The following is an 18,926-nucleotide window of genomic DNA, read 5'->3' as shown; positions in this document are numbered from 1 at the left end:
CGGGGTCATCCATGTCCAGAACACTGCGCGCCGCCATGCTGCTCGCCGCCCTTGTCATTTCCCCGGCCGCGCTGCCGATTGCCCCCGCCGCCGCGCAGGTTTCGCGCACGCCCGATCCTGCGCCCGACGATCCCTACCGCGAAGCCAAGCTCGCCGATCGCAAGAAGGTGGCCGAACTGAACTCGGCCCAGGCCAATGCCACCGCGCGGCGCGACCGCGCCAATGTCCAGCGGCGCGATGCCGCCAATGCCCGGGCGCAGGCCGAATACCGCGCCGCGCACAATGCCTGGCGCCGCCGCGTCGCCGCCTGCCGCGGCGGCGACTGGAGCCAGTGCGACCGCTGATCCCGGCACCTCGCTCTAAAGCCCCCGCACCCGTGGCACGCGCTGTGCGCCCAGCATCAGTTCGCTGAACGCCCAGACAAGCGCGTCGGCGCGGTCGGGGGATCGCCCCGGCCCTTCATAACCGCCGCCCAGCACCAGCCCGCACATCTGGTCCTCCAGCGCGGGAAACGCGCCGTCATGAAAGGCGCGGCCCGCCTCATAAAGCGCCGCCACCGGTTCGGCGCGCGCGCTCTTGCCCCGGCTTGCATGCACCAGCTTCACCGGCAGGCCGCTGCCCGCTGCCAGCAGCACCGAACGCACCATCGCCCCGCCATTATTCGCCTCCGCAACCACGCGGTCCGCCCCGTGGCGCTGGGCGCATTCGGCCACCGCGCGCGCCCAGCCTTCAGGGCTCGTCGCCGCCACGCTCCCATCCTCGATCACATGGCCGCACCCCGCGCCGTCCAACGCCACCGCGACGATCCCGCAGGCATCGCCGCCGCCCGCATCTTGCGCGCAGCGTCCCGCCGGCGGGTCCACGCCCACCACCACGCGCGTCCACTGATTGTCATCCCCCGCGCATCGCTGCCGTTCGATCAGCGCACGGCTCCACAGCGCGCCGGGCATATCGTCGATCAATTCGCCGTCCAGCTCCTGCCGCCCCAGCCGCGTGCCGCCGTACAGCGCCGCCATCCCCGCCAGATAGGATTGGGACAGGTTGGCGCGGTTGTCGTCGGTGCGCCCCCGGCTCAGCGTCACGCCCTTTTCCTTCAGCAGGCGGCGGATCAGCGGCACCGGGCGCGGCGTCGTCGTCGCCAGCGTCTGCGGCTTCACCCCCAGCCGCAATGTCATCATCAGATTGTCCCATGGCTTTTCGGCATCAGTCCATTTGGCCACCTCGTCCGCCCAGGCGAAATGATGTTCGGGGCCGCGCAGCCCCTCGGGCTCGGCGGCGGAAAACAGCCGCGCCTGCGTGCCATTGCCCCAGCGCAATCGCCCGAGCGAGGGCACCCAGAGCAGCTTTTCGGCGGGCGCCGATATCGCGAGCAAGCCGCTCACCCCCTCCACCATCACCTGCCGCGCCTCGGCCATCGTCGCGCCGATCAGCGCGATCCGGCATCCGGGATGCTCGCGCGCCTTGCGCCGCACCCATTCGGCGCCCGCGCGCGTCTTGCCGAAACCGCGCCCCGCCAGGATCAGCCAGATCCGCCAGTCGCCCTCGGGTGCCGTCTGCGCGGGCCGCGCCCAGAAATCCCAGCATCGCTCCAGCCCCGCCGCCGCCAGCCCCGCCCGGTCGAGCAGCACCGCGCCGTTCCCGTCCGCCTGCACCCGTTCGGCCAGCGATCGAGGGTCATCCCGCATCGCCGGCCGGTCCGCCGCCACGCTCGCTCAGCAATTTGCGCAGCGCCGCCAAGCCTTTGCGCGTCGCTTCCTCCACCGCCATGTCCTGCTGCCCCACCAGTTGCGCCTCCAGCGCGCGTTCCTGCGCCAGCGCGTTGCGCTTGTTGTGGTGAAGCAGCCGCATCCCGTCGCCGCCATTGATCGCGCGCGAGATGATCTTGCGCAGCACCTCGCCCTTGCCATCGACCTCGATGATCACGCGTTCGCTGCCGAACCGCGCATAATGCAGCATCTCCATTTCCAGCTGGGCATAGCCCTCGGCCAGCGCCGCGTCCCAGCGCCGCGCGAAGTCGGCATCGCGGTCGCGCAGCCGGTACGCGCTCGATCGGGTCAGCCCCGCCGCCTGCGCCGCCGCCTTCACATTGGATGTCATCGCCAGATGCTCGAAAAACCGGTCCTGCCGCGCCGCGCTCCAGCCGTCATGGCGCTGCGCCCGGTTGGCAGTGCCCCCTTCGGCCACCGTCCCGTTCTCGGCTTCGCCCGCGCTTGGCGCATGCTGCCCGCCAGCTTCTCCGCCGCGCGCCTCTGCATCGTCCCGGCAAACGCTGTGCCGAAACGCCTCATCTCCCTGCCCTGCCATGGATTTTCACTCCAAACGGAAACGGGCCGGAACCCACCCCTTCACACGGCAAGGGAGGTTCCAGCCCGTCTTAAGCCCCGATCTCGGGGCCCGACTCGCAATTATTCAGCGTGGGTTATTTGTGCCATATCAGCGTGACGATGTCAAGCTATTTTATCCAATACGGTTAAGTTATCACCCCTTGCTGATCCACTTGCGCTCGCGCTCTACCCATCCCGCAAAGCTCGGCCGCGCCAGGATCGCGTCGACATAGGCAGCGGTGCGCGGCCAGCGTGCGGTGTCCACCATCAGCCCCAAATGCCCCAGATTCGCAAAGGGGCTCGCCACCGCCAGATCCGCCAGCGTCAGCCGGTCCTCCACCAGAAAGCCCGATGCCGGGATCACGCGCTCCAGATAATCATAGATACGCGGCAGTTCGGTGCGCTCGGCCGCGTCCGCCGCCGCCATGTCGCCCTCGATCTTCAGGATGCGCGGCGCCACCAGCCGGTTGAAAAAGATCTTGGCGCCCGCCCCCATCACGATCGTGTCGCCGAACTCGTCATACCAGATCGTCTTGCCGCGCGCTTTGGGATCGGCGGGGATCAGCGGCGGCTCGGGGTGCTTGGCCTCCAGATAGGCGATGATCGCGCTGGAATCGCACAGCCCGTAATCGCCGTCGCGAAAAGCCGGCATCTTGCCGAACGGGCTCAGTTCCTCGAACTCGGCGCCGCCCTGCCCCATACCGCCCGGAACCAGCTCCAGTTCGATCCCCTTTTCGGCAGCATAGGCCAGCACCTTGCGAACATAGGGGGACAGGGAAGCGCCAAAGAGTTTCATCGATCCGGCCTTTCGAAAAATCAGTTTCGATCAGACACGTATATCGCAGCCCCCGCGCTCAGGCGATGCGATAATGCGTCGCCAGCCGGTCGAGCGCCAACATCAGCACCAGCTTGCCCGCGCGGCTGGGCCAGCCCAGTCCCTTTTCCGCCTGCGCCAGCCCCTCGCCCGCGCACACCACGCGCCACGCTATGTCGCTAAGCCCACTCCCCACCACCGCCAGCGCCTCATCGAAGCGGCGCTTCGCCGCGATCTGCGCCAATGTCGGGTCCAGCCCCTCGGGCGCATGGCGTGCTCCGCGCCCCGGCACCGATGGCTCCCAGCGCATCGTCACGCGCGGCCCCAGCGCCGCGGTCTCGTAATCCATGCGCAGCCGCTCGCCCGCGTCAAATTGCCGCGCCGTGATCATCCCCCGCGCCTTCAGCCAGCACAGCGGCGATTCCGCCAGATTCACCGTCACGCTGCGCGCCGCACGACGCCCTCGCCCCGGCGCCTGCCCCTCGCCCGTGTTCAGCGCGCGTTCGGCCAATATCTGTCCCATCTTGCCCTCCTTCTGCCGTTCAGGGGGCGGTATTGCCATTGGGGCGCAACTGTAGGAAAGAAAAGAAACCAGATCGGTTCACGAGACACGCGGAGAAACAGCCCCGATGATCACTGCCATTCGCGAGGTGCGCCGCGCGCGCAATCTGACGCTGGAAGATGTCGCCCGCCGCTGCAATCCGCCCACCACCGCGCAAACCATCGGCCGCCTCGAAACGGGCACGCGCACCGTTTCGGTCGCCTGGCTCAACCGCATCGCCGCCGCGCTGGGCGTCACCGCCGCCGATCTCGTCCGCCTGCCCGACCGTGTCGACCTTCCTGTCGCCGCCATCCTCGGCGCCGATGGCGCAGAGGCGCCGCGCAGCGCCGCCGTCGTCCTGCCGCCGCGGGCTGCGCCCGAACTCGTCGCGCTCCTCGTCGAAACCGGCATGGGCGAATATCGCGCCGGCGACGAAATCTGGTGCGCGCGCCTTGCCCCGCAGGATTTCAGCCGCGCGCTCAACCGCGACGTGCTCGTCCCGCGCCCGGCGGGGCGCTTCGTGTTCGGCCGCCTGATCGAACGCGAGGGCGGCATGCTGCGCATCCTTCCCCCCGGCGCGGGTGCGCGCCAGCAGGTGGTGAAGGATCCGCCCTGGATGGCGCACGCCGTCCGCCTCGTCCGCGCGCTCTGATTTCCGCCTCCGGTTCGCCGCACGGCGCGCTCGCAGCACCCGATCTGCCGGAACCATTACCTGCCATCACCGGTTGGTTTGGGGTGAAGACGGCCGCGTTTTCAGCCGTCCCTGACAGGAGAACCGAAGCCATGGGTGAACTCGTCGACAAGATCAAAGGCAATGCCAATGAAGCAATCGGCAAGGCCAAGGAAGCGATCGGAAAACATCAGGGCAATGAAAAGCTCGAATCCGAAGGCGTCGTCCAGCAAGGCAAGGGCAAGGCCCAACAATTTGTGGGCAAGGTGAAGGGCGCGCTCGGCGACGATATCTGATTTTTCGAGAAGCGGTCCGAACCCACGCGGATCGGTGCGGCCGCGCCCCATTTTCGGGCGTGGCCGTTTTTATGGGGTTAACTTATTATAGGGTTAACGTGGCGGGACGCATCAATTGCTCACCAGTGCCGGCGGCGACGCTCGCGCCCGATCCTGCGCAAATAAAGCACAATCGCCAATGTTGCGACGATCAAAAACACGATCAAACTATACGCCACCAACAAACGTGTTTCCATGATCCGCCTCCAGCATATCAAGCCATGATAACGGGCTGACCGCAGGATATGTTCAAAACAGAATCCAAATTAAGTTAAAACGCATCTTATTTCATTATTGAAATAAACAGGAAAACATCGCCACATCATTTCAAGATAAATGAATTCAAACCACAAGATCATAAAAACTGCCCCGCACAATGGCGGGGCAAGGTGAATATTGGGAGAGTGAATGGCGCAACCGCGCTGTAACCATGTTAACGAGCCATGGCTAAAATGGGTTCCCGCCCTTCTAAAATTTTTCCGACCGCCTACAAGGTCAGTGAATAATCTGGCGTAAAAACAAAGCGAAGGAACGATAATGGAGAGGGATTTTCCGGAAGGTGCAGCTGCGGTCTTCGGCGCGAGCGGCGGGATTGGCCGGGGTGTGGCGCTCGAATTCGCCAAGGCCGGCACCGATGTCGCGATCTTCTACCGTTCGAAAAAGGACGTGGCAGAAGCGCTTGCAGACGAAGTCCGCGCGCTCGGCCGCAAGGCGAGCATCCATCAGGCCGATGCCCGCAATTACGAAGAACTCGAAACCGCCCTTGGCGAGGCCGTTTCCACCCATGGCCGCGTGCACAGCATCGTCTGGGGCGCCGGGCCGATCGTCGCGCAGGTGGGGATCGCCGATTGGTCGCTCGAACAGTTCCGTGCATCGATGGAGATCGAGGCCTTTGGCTTCTATTATGCGGCCCGCATCGCCATTCCGCATTTCCGCGCGCAGGGCGGTGGTTCCTTCGTCCATTTGGGATCGGGCGGGCACGACTGGTGGCCGCATCTCGACGGCCTCTCGGTCGCGCCCAAGGCGTGCAACGAATCCCTCATCAAGGGGATCGCCAAGGAAGAAGGCATCAACGAAATCCGCGCCAATTCAGTGCTGATCGGCGTGATCGATGCCGGCCAGTTCAACATTGGCCAGAAGGAAGGCTATTTCGACGAGAATTGGGAACGCGAGGTGAAGAAACTCCTCCCGATCAAGCGCTGGGGCAAAGCGGCCGATATCGGCAAGGCGGCGGTATTCCTCGCCTCCAACGATGCCAATTATGTCACCGGCCAGACCATCTCGGTCGCGGGCGGCTTTGGCGTCTGATCCCGGTCACTAAAGCACCCCGCCTATAGGCGGACATGGCAATGCGCATGGGGTGATCACCAGATCAATTACCGCATGCGCATTGCACCTGATAGTCACTTGCATTAATAGCCGGCCATGCACAGCAGACTGGCATCGGCTTCGTTCACCACCCTCCTCCACGGCGCGGTTCTGGTTGCCGCGCTGGCGGCGTGGCCAGCCAACGTGAAGAAGCTGTCCAACGGCACGTCGCTGGCGACGTTCAATGTCACGAGCATCCCCGCCGCCATGCCCGCAATGGCAATGCCCGCGCCCGCGCCAAGCGCGGCGCAACCGGCCGTACCGCGCGATCCGGCGCGCACGCCCACAGCGCCTGCGCTGCTCACCGCACCGACGCCGCAGATCCTGTTACCGTCTGCCTCCGGCCTCGCGATCGGGGCGCCGCTTCCCGCGCTGCCCCCGACCAACGCCAGCGGATCGGGTATGGGACCTGCGGTTCCGCCTGCCGCCAATGGTGCTGCCGCGCCGCACGCGGCTGCCAGCCCGGCCGGAAGCGCATCCGACGCCTTCGAAAGCGCGGTCCATCGCTGGATCGAGCGGCACAAGGCTTTTCCTGCGCAGCTTGCCAGCCGCGGCATTCACGGCACCGTGATCGTCGCGTTCGAGTTGGACCGGCGCGGCCGGCTCCACCATCTGCGCATCGAACGGAGCAGCGGGCACGCGGCACTCGATACGCTGGCGACAAGCCAGCTTGCGGGTGCGGTTCCCTTCCCCCGCGCCCCCCACGATGCCGGCTGGCGGCTACGCGCCTTCAGCGTGCCGATGACCTACCGGGCCATCGGCTAACCGCCTAGAGCGTTTCCAGAAAGGCAACCAGCGCGGCGCGTTCCTCACCCGTCAGGTCCAGCCGCTTCAACAGCGGATCGGGCTGCGGCACGGGCACGCCGGGGCTGATTTCGGATGGGGTCTGCCGGTCGCGTCCGCCGCCACCATTATACATGTTCACCACGCCCACCAGCGTCGGGAAAATCCCGTTATGCATGAACGGCCCGGTGCGGCGCACCGCGCGCAGGCTGGGCGTACGGAACCGGCCGACATCAACCGGGTCCTTGGTCACCGTGTACCGCCCCAGATCCTCCAGACGCCGCCCGTAAAAGCTGATCTGCAGATTGTGATAACGCTGGTCGCTGAAGAGCGGGCCGTTATGGCAATTGGCGCACCCCGCCTTGGTGCGGAACAGGTGCAGCCCCAAAAGCTCCTGATCGCTAAACGCCTGTGGCCCCGCCTCCAGCATCCTGTCCCATTTGCTGCGTGGTGGGCGCAGCGTGCGCTGGAACGCGCCCAGCGCCGATGCGACATGATCGATATCGATCCGCCCCGGGCCGAACACCGCCTCGAATTCGGCGCGGTAGCCGGGCTGCCGATTCACCCAGCGTTCGGCGGCGGCAATCTCCCCCGCCATCTCGACGGGGTTCTCGATCGGCAGATGCGACTGCGCCTCAAGGCTTGGCGCACGTCCGTCCCAGAACAGCTCGTGCATCCACGCCGCGGTGAACAGCGGCTGGGCGTTGCGCGTTCCGCGCTTGCGATCATGGCCGAACGATGTGCGCAACCCATCGCCAAAGCCAAGCTCGCGATTATGGCACGATGCGCAGGCGATCTGCCCCGATCCCGACAGGCCGGGTTCGTTGAACAGCTTTTCGCCCAACGCGGCAAGCGCGGCCTCCCTGCCCTCCAGCTTCGGGCGCGGCGCCAGCGCGCCAAACTCCTCGAACACCGCGCCGTCGTGCAGCATGGGGCGCGGCCAGCTGGCGGGCGCCCCGGCATAAAGCTGGCGCAAGGCGTCCGGAGGGGGATTGTCATCACGCAGGGCCACCGCCCCCATCAGCATGGCGGCAGCCCCGATCAGGCAGGAAAGGCGAAAGACGCGCAGCATTGGGCGATCAGTAGCTGAACTTGATGCCGAACCATGCGGCGCGGCCATATTGCCAGCCGTCCTCGGTGGCCGAATAATCGCGCATCGGCACCGCATTCAGCAGGTTGCTGATCCGCGCATCCACCGTCAGCGTGCCATAACGCGAACGGACGATATCGGCCTGAACATTCAGGTCGATATCAAAGCTCGCCGAATATTTCTTCCACGCATAAACGTCATAGCGCACGCCATCGATCGTCTCGTTCGCTAGCGTATCCTCGATCCGGCGGAATCCGTCACGGAAATTGCCGCTCAGATTGGTACGAACCCGCCCGTCCAGCCAGCGCGCGCTCCAAGTCGCCGATGCCGTCAGCGGCGAGGCATAATCCGCGCGGCGATTGCGGGCGAAAACATCCGAGATCGTCACGATCTCGCCTTCGAAGATGACGGGCACCGCGTCGAACAGCTCGTCATCGGAGCTTTCGAAATAGGGCAGATAGAGCGTTCTGGTGCGCGAATAATTCACGCTCAGGCCAACCGCATGATCGCCAAAGCTGCGCTGCCATTCGGCCGAAAGCGCACGGTAGCTGCTCTTGCCGTCATTGGTCATTTCAAAAAAGCGCCGCGTCACCGCCGTGCCCCCGCTGGTATCGACATAGGTCTGCATCGGCGATCGGACAAAGGCATTGCGACCATCGCGGTAAATGCCCTTCACGCGCAAAACGCCTTCCAGCACCTGCCCGCTCACCGCTGCGGTCAGTTCGTCCGAATAGGGCGTTTCGAGCGTTGACGTGTTGTAGGTCGTCGCATTGCTGATCGAACTCAAGACCCAGTCATTGTCCGAATAGACGCGGTTCCCGTTCGAAATCACGGGGGTGCGGACATATATCTCGGCGCTCGGATATTGCTCGCGCAGCGCATAACCCACCATGCTCATGCCGTAATAGCGGTTGGCGCCAAAGCTCAGCTCCCAGCCATCCCAGGGCAGAGCATAGGCCAGCGCCAGGCGCGGCGCAAAAACATGATTGCCGAGATAGCTTTCATAGTCATAACGCACGCCCCCGCGCACCGTCAGCCGGCCGATCTCGCCTTCCAGCTCGGCCCAGGCACCAATGGCGTCCAGGTCCACGGTCGCACGGTACGCTGCGGAAAGATTATACTGGCCCAGCGCATATTCGCCCGCCGCGCAATCCAGATCATCGCCATCGGCGCAGACGATGTTCGCCCCGGTCACGCCCCGGCTATAGGAACGCACCGCGTCGGGCCGCTGCTTCACCACGCCGACATGCTCATAGCTGCCCCCTGCACGCAACCGCACGGCGCCGATCTCGGTCTCGATCCGGCCGTTCAGCCCGAAACTCTCCTCGGTCTGGTCCAGCCGGCCAATGCCCCCAAGCGTACAGGTGCTGCTGCTGCAAAAACTGCCATTCGCTACCGAGGATGGGATATTGTACATTTGCTGCGGCGCCGTGCGCCCGGTATCGACGCGCGAATAGGTGGCCGCCAGCTTCCACGCGAAATCACCCTGGTGATCCAGCTCAACCTTCCCCGAATAGCCCCCGCTCTTCGAATGCACCACCGCGTCGATCGCCGCATCGGTCGAGGATTCGCTGCTATAGGGCGTATAGGAAAACTGCCCCGTCAGCTTGGTCGCCGGATCGATGTCATAAATCCCGCGCACCAGTAGATTGTCGCTGCTGCTCGTGAACCGGCGCTCGGCATTGCCGTACCGCGAATTGGCATAATGCGTCACGGTCGCTTGGCTGCGATTATATCCGATCAACAGCGCCGCCCGGTCCCCCAGCGGCAGATCGACCGTGCTGCCGATGCGCCATTTGTCGAATATCGGCTTCAACGGCACCGGTTGGCCGTCCAGCGCGTCGCGGCTCGCCTCGGAAAGCCGCATCTTGGTCAGCCCGTCCTCGGTATAGCTGAGCGTCCCCGTCACGCCAAAGCTGCGGCGCGGATCGCGCGTCTCGATAGCCAGCGCACCGCCGGTAAAGCTGCCATGCTCGGCGCTCACATTGGAATCGCGCAGCGTGATCTTGCCGATCAGCTCGGCATCCAGCCACAGCGCCTGCGACGTGGCCCCCGCCAGCTCGCTGCCATTTTGCGGATTGGTGTTCGTCACATCGACGCGCGAACTGATCGCAATGCCGTCCAGCGTAAAGCGGTTGTCATAGAACATCCCGCCCGAAATGGAGAGGTTGGATGGGCGCAGATCCTGAATATTGTCGCGCGATGCCAACCCTTCGGCACGCTTGAACTGGACCGAGGGCGCAATCTTGAGCAGCTGGTTCACATCGCCGGATCCCGGCGCGCGCAGTTCGATATCCTGCCGCTCGATCGTCGTAGTGCCGGTTTCCACCCCTGTGCCCAGCCGTGCGGGGGGCTGGATCGTCTCGCCCTGCGCCACCACTTCGGGAAGCGCGGCCACCCCTTGCGCCTGCGCTGTGCTCCACAGGAACGGCGCACCCGCAATCGTCAGCGCCAGCACAGCCTTAGTCGACGTCATCAAAGCCCCCTTGCGATCAATTCGGGGCCGCTCATAGCATCTGAATCCGTTGTTGCGACGCACTTGCATTAGCAGATTGGGTTTTTCGCGTCCTGCACGCGCCCCGTGATCCAGATCACGGCGGCAAAACACGCCATGTTGTTAGTAGCTTGTAAATCAACACTGCTTACTGCCCGCACACGCATATCCCTTTGCGCGCTTTCTATAAGTGAAGGGACACAGGCGCCCGCCTGCAAAATGAAGCATGACCAGGCGATCCGGATCGCGGGGCGCCATACGGAATTGAGGGGAATTACCGGTGACGCATCTTCGTCTTCGTCGCAATCACGCTGCCCGCACATCCGCGACGACGCGGCTCCACTCCACCGCGTTCGCGCTGGTTTCACCCAGCGTTGCCGCGCCTGCCATCACCCGCGCACGCGCCTTCCGCAGCGGCGCGCTGCTGGCGATGGCCTCGGCGCTCGCGCTCACGGTCGCGATTCAGGATGCACAGGCCGATGGCGGCGCGAACGCCAGAGGCGATATCCCGGGCGGTGCGGACAACCCAACCGGTCCGGGCGGCGCCGGGGCAAGTGACACCTACGGCGGGAGCGGCGGCGGCGCAGGCACAACGGGTGGTGCCGGTGGTCCAGCATTCGGCCTTAGTGGAGGCGGCGGCGCAGGTGGATCCCATGGTTTTGTCAGCAACGCGCTGCCCTCCAGCCCGGCGACCGGCACCGACGGGCAGGCGGGCGCAAGCGCAAGCCACTTTGGCGGCGCTGGCGGGGCGGGCGGCTATGGCGCGGTCCTCACCGGCTCGGGGGCGCTCGGCACGCTCAGCGCCAGTGTGACGGGCGGCAATGGCGGCAACGGCGGCAATGGCTCGGTTTTCGCCGGCGGCAGCGGCGGCAGCGGCGGCGTGGGTCTGTGGATCAATGCGGCCGACGGTGTCAGCCTCACCCTTGCGGGCCAGGTGCAGGGGGGCACCGGCGGCGCGGTCGGTGCTGGCGATACCTTTTGGGGCGTTCCCAGCGCTGGCGCCGGAGGCGCCGGGCTTGTTGGCGAGAACCTTTCGGTCACGATCGGGTCCACCGGTTCGGTGGCCGGCGGCAGCGGGGCAGATGCCATCCGTTTCACCGGTGGTGCGAACACGCTTTCGCTCGACAACGGCGCTACGCTGACGGGCAACATCGCCGTAACCGGCTCGCTTGACCTGTTCCAAAGCACTGACTTTACGCTGGCCAATGCCATCACCGGCACGGGTGACCTGACCAAGTCGGGCACAGGCACGCTCACCCTGACCGGTAGCAACGCCTATAACGGCGGCACGACGATCAGCGCGGGCACGCTGCAAATCGGCAATGGCGGCACGACGGGCTCGCTCGGCACGGGCAGCGTCGTCAACAATGCCAGCCTGATCTTTAACCGCTCCGATGCGCTGACATTCGCCAACGCGGTCAGCGGCACGGGCGCGCTGATCAAGAACGGCGCAAACACGCTGATCCTCACCGGTGACAACAGCTATACCGGCGGCACGACGATCAGCGCGGGTACGCTGCAGATCGGCAATGGCGGCATGAGCGGAAGCATTGCCGGTAACATCACCAACAATGCCACGCTCGCTTTCAACCGCGGGGGCACCCTTGTTTATGGCGGAGTTATCTCCGGCACCGGCAGCTTGGCTCTTAATGGCACGCTGGTCCTCGCTGGCGCGAACACATATAGCGGCGGCACGACGATCAACTCCGGCGCCCTCCAGATTGGCGAGGGCGGCGCGACAGGGTCGATCACCGGCAACGTCACCAATAATGGTACGCTCGTCTTCAACAGCGGCGCCATGTCAAGCTTTGGGGGTAATATCTCCGGCACCGGCGCGCTGAGCAAGCTCCATTCGGGTACGCTCACCCTTACCGGCACCAATAACTATTCGGGCACGACAACCATCACGGGCGGCACCTTGGCGGTCAATGACGGCGCGCTGGGCAGCGGCGCCGTCTCGATCAACACCGCCGCAACGCTCGCTTTCAACAACGCTGGCACGTCTGCCATTGCCAACGCGATCTCCGGCGCCGGCGCGCTGACCAAAAATGGCTTGGGCACCCTCACCCTCACCGGCACCAACGCCTATGCCGGCATCACGACGATCAACGCCGGCGCGCTGCAAATCGGCAATGGCGGCACAACCGGCACGCTCGGCACGGGCAGCATCGTCAACAATGCGATATTGACCTTCAACCGGTCGAACAATGTCACCCAAAGCGGCGCCATCTCGGGCACCGGCGCGCTCATCCAGAATGGCACGGGCACCCTCATCCTTACCGGCGCGAACGCCTATACCGGCGGCACGACGATCAATGCGGGCACGCTGCAGATCGGCGATGGCGGCACGACGGGTACGCTCGGCACGGGCAATATCGTCAATAATGCCAGCCTTATCTTTAACCGTTCCAATGATATAACGGTCACCAATGCGATTTCCGGCAGTGGCACGCTGACCAAGGCTGGCACAGGCAATCTGACCCTGAACGCCGCAAATAGCTTTACCGGCGGGTTCAATCTGCAAGGCGGCAGCCTGACGCTGGGCAACAACACCGCGCTTGGGGCGAGCCTGCTCACCGTCAGCGGTGCGTCAACGCTCAATGCAAATACCGGCATAAATCTCGGCAATGCGATAACGCTGAACGCGGGCCTCACCATCGACGGCACCAACAATATCACGCTGGGCAGCTTGATCGGCGGCACTGGCGGCCTGACGTTCAACGGCACCGGCACGCTCGCGCTCAACGGAGCCAGCACCTTCCAGGGCGGCGTCACCGTCGCCAGCGGCACGCTCAGCATTGGCAACAACGCCGCGCTCGGCACAACCGCAGGCGGCACGGTGGTGCAGAACGGCGCCGCGCTGGAAGTGCGGGCCGCAGGTGATATTCTCGAGGCGTTGACGATCAACGGCTTCGGCGTGGGCAATGCCGGCGCTCTGCGCAATCTGACCGATGGCGCCGCCTATCGCGGTGCCATCACCCTCGCATCCGATTCCAGCATCATCGCGGATCAGACCATGGTGCTGGGGACCATCAATGGCGATGGCCACAACCTTACCCTGGGGGTCGCCGCTGGCGAGGCCATCTACGTCAATACCGGCATCTCCAACGCCGCTGGCCTGATCAAGCAAGGGGACGGCTTCGTAGAATTGAGGGCGGGCAGTGCAAGCACCCTCACCGGCCCATTGACGATCAACGCCGGGTCAGTTGGTCTGCTCGGTGGATCAGCGTTGAATGACGACGTCGCCGTAACGATCAATGCGGGTCAGTTGGAGATCGGGGCATCGGAAACAATCGGCTCGCTCGCAGGCGCCGGAACCGTTAGGATCGATACCGCAAACCAGACGCTTACCGTGGGCGGGAACAACACCAGCACCACCTATTCCGGCGTCATCCGCGAAATAAGCGGCATGGCGGGCGGCCTTACAAAGGCTGGCACCGGCACGCTCACCCTCACCGGTGCGAACAGCTATACCGGCGCCACGACCGTCAATGGCGGTACGCTGCGCGTCAACGGGTCGCTGGGCAGCGGCGCAGTCACGGTCAATAACGGCGCCACGCTCGGCGGGTCGGGCAGCATCGGCGGCGCAGTCACCGTCCTGAGCGGCGGCACGCTGTCGGCGGGCAACAGCCCCGGCACGCTCACTGTCGCGTCGCTCACCCTGGGTGCGGGGGCGAATTCGACCTTCGAACTCAATACGCCGGGCGTGGTCGGCGGCACGGGCGTCGGCGGGAACGATCTCGTCAACGTCACGGGCAATCTCACGCTGGGCGGCACGCTGAATGCCCAGGCAGCGGCGGCGGGCTATTACCGCCTGTTCAACTATGGCGGTGCGCTTACGGGCAGCTTTGGCACGGTTGATACCAGCGCAAGCGCCTTCACGGTCGATCAGGCGCGGGTTGAGACGTTCATTCCCGGCCAGGTGAACCTCGCCGTCCTCGGCGCGGGCCAGACCATGCAGTTCTGGGACGGCACGGACACCACCGGCAACGGCGCCGTCAATGGCGGCGCGGGCATCTGGAGCGGCACCGGCTCCAACTGGACCGGTCAGCCGGGTCAGGCAGGGATCAACACCCGCTGGGGTGGATCGGTCGGCATCTTCGGCGGCGCGACGGGTGGCACTGTCACCGTTCAGGGCGCACAATCGTTCGATACGCTCCAATTCTCCACCAACGGTTACCAACTGACCGGCGATGCACTGCGTTTCGATCCGGCCACGGGCAGCGCCGCGACGATCCAGGTCGATACCGGCATTTCCGCAACCATCGCCTCCCAGCTGAGCGACGGCACCCGCGGCACCGCGCTTACCAAGACGGGCAGCGGCACGCTGATCCTCACCGGCGCGAACAACTATACCGGCGGCACCACCATCTCTGGCGGCACGCTGCAAATCGGCGATGGCGGCACAACGGGCACCATCGCTGGCGACATCGTCAACAACGCCACCCTCGCCTTCAATCGCTCCACCTCGATCTTCTATGGCGGATCCCTCACGGGCACCGGCGCGCTCGTGAAATCGGGCTCGGGCTCACTTACCCTGACGGGCAGCGCCACCCATGGCGGGGGCACCACCGTCAACGACGGTATTCTGGTAATCGGCAACGGCGGAACGAACGGCAGCATCTCGGGCAGCATCGTCAACAATGCCGATATCCTGATCAATCGTGCCGGCATGTTCACCTATGACGGTGCCATGACGGGCACCGGCGCGCTCACCCTGATGGGCAGCGGGGACACGATTTTCACAGGCCACAGCGCGATTGACGGCGCCACCGTCGTCCGCCGCGGCTCGCTGATGATCACCGATGGCGGCACCTTCACCAATTACCGCGCCAATATCGATAATTTCTATTCCGACAGCGCCGCAGCATTCGTCAGCGGCGCGGGATCAACCTGGACCAACACCTTCGGTCTCCAGATCGGTCGGGGCGATCAGGGCGCGCTCACCATTTCCAATGGCGGCACGGTCACGGTCGGCGATACCGCCTCGATCGGCGTCTCGAACGGCAGCAACGGCTCGGTGATCGTCAACGGCGCCGCTTCCAGCTGGCACGTCGACAACCTGCTCTATGTCGGTGAAGCGGGCACCGGCGCGCTCAACATTTCGTGGGGCGGCACCGTCAACACCGCCTCCACCATCCTCGGCAACGCGGCCACCGCGTCGGGCACCGTAACCGTCATGGGCACGGACGCTGCATGGACGAACAGCGGCGTCCTCACCATCGGCAATCTGGGGGCGGGCACGCTCAATATCGGCGCGGCGGCCGGTGAACTCGCCACTGTCGCGGGTACGGTTTCGGCCGCCTCAATCAATCTGGCGAACGGCGCCAACAGCCGGATCAACTTCAACCATCTCAGCAGCGGCCATATCTTCGCCACCCCGATCACGGGGACCGGCAGCGTCCATCAGCTCGACGGCTGGACGATCCTCACCGGCGCCAACAGCTATACCGGCGGCACCGTCATCACCGGCGGCGCGCTGCAGATCGGCGATGGCGGAACCACGGGCACGCTCACGGGCAATGTCACCAACAACGGTACGCTGGCCTTCCACCGTGCCGGCGCGGCCACGTTCGACGGCGTGCTTTCGGGCAATGGCGCGCTCCGTCAATATGGCTCGGCGCATCTCACGCTGACCGGCAACAGCGCGGGCTTTACCGGTGCCACCACCGTGCAGGCCGGCACGCTGCGTGTCGACGGCGCGCTCGGCGGCAGCCTCGCGCTGGGCACCGGCGCATCGCTCGAAGGCGCGGGCCATGTCGGCGCCGTGACGGTCACCGGGTTCGGCGCGCTGATCGGGCGCGCGGGCGATACGCTCGGCATGGACAGCCTTGCGCTCAGCAGCGATGCCAATGTCGTGGCGCTGCTCGGCACGCCTTCTGCCAGTGCATTGTTCGACGTGAGTGGCGATCTGGTGCTCGACGGCAGGCTCAGCATCAACGATGCGGGCGGCTTCGGCGCGGGCGTCTATCGCCTCTTCGATTATGGCGGTACGCTCACCGATAACGGGCTGGAACTGGATACAGCGCCTGCGGGCATCGCCGCAGACGACCTTCTTATCCAGACCGCCGTGACAGGCCAGGTCAATCTCGTCTCCTCGGCGGGCACCGACCTCCTGTTCTGGGACGGCTCGAACGCCGCGCTCCACGACAATGGCGCGGTCAATGGCGGCGCCGGTATCTGGACCGCCACAGGCCGCACCTGGACGGGCACCGACGGCGTGGCCAACGGCGCGATGCGCCCCAATCCGGGCTTTGCGGTCTTCCAGGGCGCAGGCGGCACCGTCACGCTCGATGCCAGCGCCGGCGCGCTGGGCGTCACCGGCATGCAATTCGCGGCGAGCGGCTACAGCCTTGTCGGGGATACGCTCGCGCTGGCGGGCAGCGGCGGGCGCACCGTGATCCGCGTGGGCGATGGTTCGGCCACCGGTGCGGGCATCACCGCAACGATCGCCTCGGCACTCACCGGCACCAGCGATCTGGTCAAGGCCGATCGCGGCACGCTGACGCTCACCGGCATCAACAGCTATACCGGCAACACCATCGTCGAAGGCGGCACGCTCATCGGCAATGCCGCCGCCATCCGCGGCAACATCGCCAATGCGGGCACGGTCATCTTCGATCAGGCGGGCAATGCCAGCTTTGCCGGCAGCATCGCCGGATCAGGCGGCGTCGACGGCAGCATGATCAAGCGCGGCGCAGGCAACCTCACGCTCACCGGCCCCTCCTCGCTCGGCTGGTCGATCAAGGAAGGATCGCTCATCACCAGCACGCAGGCCTTCACCGGCGATGCGATGATCGCGGCGGGCGCCACGCTGCTCTTCAACCAGACGGCTGCGGGCAGCTATGCCGGCAGCCTCAGCGGCGCTGGCACGCTCGCCATCGACGGCGGCCACCGGGTCGAGCTGACGGGCAACAACGCAGCCTTCACCGGGCTGTTCGACGTACGCAGCGGCAAGCTGGTTGCCAATGGCGCGCTCGGCGGCACCACCCGCATCGGCAATGGCGGCTTTGTCGGCGGCAATGGCACGTTCGGCCACATGATCGTGGGCGCAGGCGGGATCGCCTCGCCCGGCAACTCGATCGGCACGCTCACCATCAACGGCGATCTCACCTTCGAGGCGGGCTCCGCCTATACGGTCGAGGTCGATGCGACGGGCGATGCCAGCGACCGCATCACCGTCACCGGCCGCGCGATCCTGAATGGCGGCATCGTCACGCATATAGGGTTCGACGGCAATTATCGACAGAATGCGAGCTATACAATCCTGACCGCCGATGGCGGCGTCACGGGCCAGTTTGCGGGCGTCACGTCTGATTATGCGTTCCTCGATGCACTGCTCGGCTATTCGGCCAATGCTGTCACCTTGACGCTGCAGCGCAACGATATCGACTTCGCAACCATCGGCCGCAACCCGAACCAAAGGGCCGTCGCAAGCGCGGTGCAAGCGCTCGATTCGGGCAATCCGCTGTTCGAGGCCGTCGTCATGCTCGGGGCCGATCAGGCGCGCACCGCGTTCGACAGCCTGTCGGGCGAAATCCACGCCTCGCTCCAGTCGGTCTTCGTTGAAGAAAGCCGCTTCATCCGTTCGGCCGCGCTCGATCGCATGCGGCTTGCCGGCGCTGCGACGGATAGCGAGCGCGGCGTCGCCTGGTGGATGCAGGGCATCGGCCATTGGGGCCGCCTCGATGGCAATGCCAATGCACACCGGATCAAGCATGATGCTGCCGGCATGCTGATGGGCGTCGATGCGATTGCCGCCGAAAAACTCCAGTTCGGCCTCTTCGGCGGATGGCAAAAGGGCGATGCGGCGGTCCGCACGCTTGGATCGGAAGCCGATATCGACAGCTATCATCTCGGGCTTTACGCCGGCGCCGATACCGGCCGGTTCAGCCTCCGGACGGGCTTCGCCTTTGGCTGGCATGATGCCGACATCACCCGCCGGATCAGCTTCGCCGGCTTCAGCGAAACCGCCGAGACCAGCCGGCGTGCGTCGACCGCACAGGGCTTTGCCGAAATCGGCTATCGCCTCGATCTCGCGGGCGCCGCGATCGAACCCTTCGCCAATATCGCGCATGTCGCGCTCGACGCCGAGGCGGTGCGCGAGCGTGGCGATGCCGCCGCACTCCGCATCGACCACAGGGCGATGAACACCAGCTTCACCACGCTCGGTGCGCGCATCGGCCAGTCGTTCAAGCTGGGCGGAATGCAGGCCGATCTGCGCACCGCCGCAGGCTGGCGTCACGCCTTTGGCGATCGCACCCCCGAGGCACGGCTCGCCTTCATCAATGGCGATCCGTTCAGCATCGGCGGCACGGCCATAGCCAAGGACGCACTCTCGGCGGATATCGGCCTCGGCCTCGCCCTCTCGAAGCGCGCGCGTCTCGATGTCGGCTATACCGGCGACGTCGCCAAGCGCGTCGAAAACCACAGCGCCCGCGCAACCTTCTCGCTGGCGTTCTAAGCGATCGAAGCCCGGCTCCGGCCGGGCTTCTTCCGCCATCAAG

At 65.4% G+C, this 18,926-nt stretch carries 12 protein-coding genes; 6 read left to right on the top strand and 6 right to left on the bottom strand.

Annotated features, from left to right (window positions below):
* Positions 1-11: 11 nt before the first annotated feature.
* Positions 12-344 (top strand): hypothetical protein, encoded by a 333-nt coding sequence (locus QYC26_RS15020; RefSeq protein ID WP_317513029.1) that lies wholly within the window; start codon positions 12-14, stop codon positions 342-344.
* 15 nt (positions 345-359) lie between these two features.
* On the opposite strand, the gene QYC26_RS15015 is transcribed toward QYC26_RS15020, so the two are convergent.
* The 4 genes from QYC26_RS15015 to QYC26_RS15000 form a co-directional block, all read right to left on the bottom strand.
* Positions 360-1,685, bottom strand: a complete 1,326-nt coding sequence (locus QYC26_RS15015) for a DNA-packaging protein (RefSeq protein WP_317513028.1) — start codon at positions 1,683-1,685, stop codon at positions 360-362.
* A complete protein-coding gene (locus tag QYC26_RS15010) occupies positions 1,675-2,304 on the bottom strand; it encodes a hypothetical protein (protein ID WP_317513027.1) in 630 nt (209 codons plus the stop codon). Before QYC26_RS15010 ends, QYC26_RS15015 begins: the two co-directional genes overlap by 11 nt.
* A 174-nt stretch (positions 2,305-2,478) precedes the next feature.
* Complete coding sequence (locus QYC26_RS15005) at positions 2,479-3,120, bottom strand: glutathione S-transferase family protein (RefSeq protein WP_317513026.1); 642 nt, start codon at positions 3,118-3,120, stop codon at positions 2,479-2,481.
* Positions 3,121-3,178: 58 nt separating this feature from the next.
* On the bottom strand, positions 3,179-3,661 hold the full coding sequence (locus QYC26_RS15000) for a DUF6456 domain-containing protein (RefSeq protein WP_317513025.1): 483 nt from the start codon (positions 3,659-3,661) through the stop codon (positions 3,179-3,181).
* A 106-nt stretch (positions 3,662-3,767) separates the two neighbouring features.
* On the opposite strand from QYC26_RS15000, the gene QYC26_RS14995 reads away from it, so the two are divergent.
* From QYC26_RS14995 to QYC26_RS14980, 4 genes are all read left to right on the top strand, one after another.
* Positions 3,768-4,331, top strand: coding sequence for a helix-turn-helix domain-containing protein (locus tag QYC26_RS14995; protein ID WP_317513024.1), 564 nt, complete (start codon positions 3,768-3,770; stop codon positions 4,329-4,331).
* A gap of 131 nt (positions 4,332-4,462) precedes the next feature.
* A complete protein-coding gene (locus tag QYC26_RS14990; RefSeq protein ID WP_317513023.1) occupies positions 4,463-4,645 on the top strand; it encodes a CsbD family protein in 183 nt (60 codons plus the stop codon).
* 576 nt (positions 4,646-5,221) lie between these two features.
* Positions 5,222-5,992: an SDR family NAD(P)-dependent oxidoreductase gene (locus QYC26_RS14985; protein ID WP_317513022.1), complete on the top strand. Its 771-nt coding sequence runs from the start codon at positions 5,222-5,224 to the stop codon at positions 5,990-5,992.
* A gap of 117 nt (positions 5,993-6,109) precedes the next feature.
* Entirely contained in the window at positions 6,110-6,817 is a 708-nt protein-coding gene (locus QYC26_RS14980) for a TonB family protein (protein ID WP_317513021.1), read from the top strand.
* A 4-nt stretch (positions 6,818-6,821) separates the two neighbouring features.
* Here the strand turns inward: QYC26_RS14980 and QYC26_RS14975 are convergent, their stop codons facing one another.
* On the bottom strand, positions 6,822-7,907 hold the full coding sequence (locus QYC26_RS14975; RefSeq protein ID WP_317513020.1) for a cytochrome-c peroxidase: 1,086 nt from the start codon (positions 7,905-7,907) through the stop codon (positions 6,822-6,824).
* A 7-nt stretch (positions 7,908-7,914) separates the two neighbouring features.
* Positions 7,915-10,401 carry an energy transducer TonB gene (locus tag QYC26_RS14970; protein ID WP_317513019.1) on the bottom strand — a complete coding sequence of 829 codons (2,487 nt, stop codon included), beginning with the start codon at positions 10,399-10,401 and terminating at the stop codon, positions 7,915-7,917.
* 298 nt (positions 10,402-10,699) lie between these two features.
* On the opposite strand from QYC26_RS14970, the gene QYC26_RS14965 reads away from it, so the two are divergent.
* Complete coding sequence (locus QYC26_RS14965; RefSeq protein WP_317513018.1) at positions 10,700-18,883, top strand: autotransporter-associated beta strand repeat-containing protein; 8,184 nt, start codon at positions 10,700-10,702, stop codon at positions 18,881-18,883.
* Positions 18,884-18,926 lie beyond the last annotated feature (43 nt).

The sequence above is a fragment of the Sphingomonas sp. C3-2 genome (assembly GCF_033025475.1).
Taxonomy (GTDB): Bacteria; Pseudomonadota; Alphaproteobacteria; order Sphingomonadales; family Sphingomonadaceae; genus Sphingobium_A.
The sequence above is the reverse complement of the archived record's forward strand: the minus strand, read 5'-3'. Positions and strand labels throughout refer to the sequence as shown.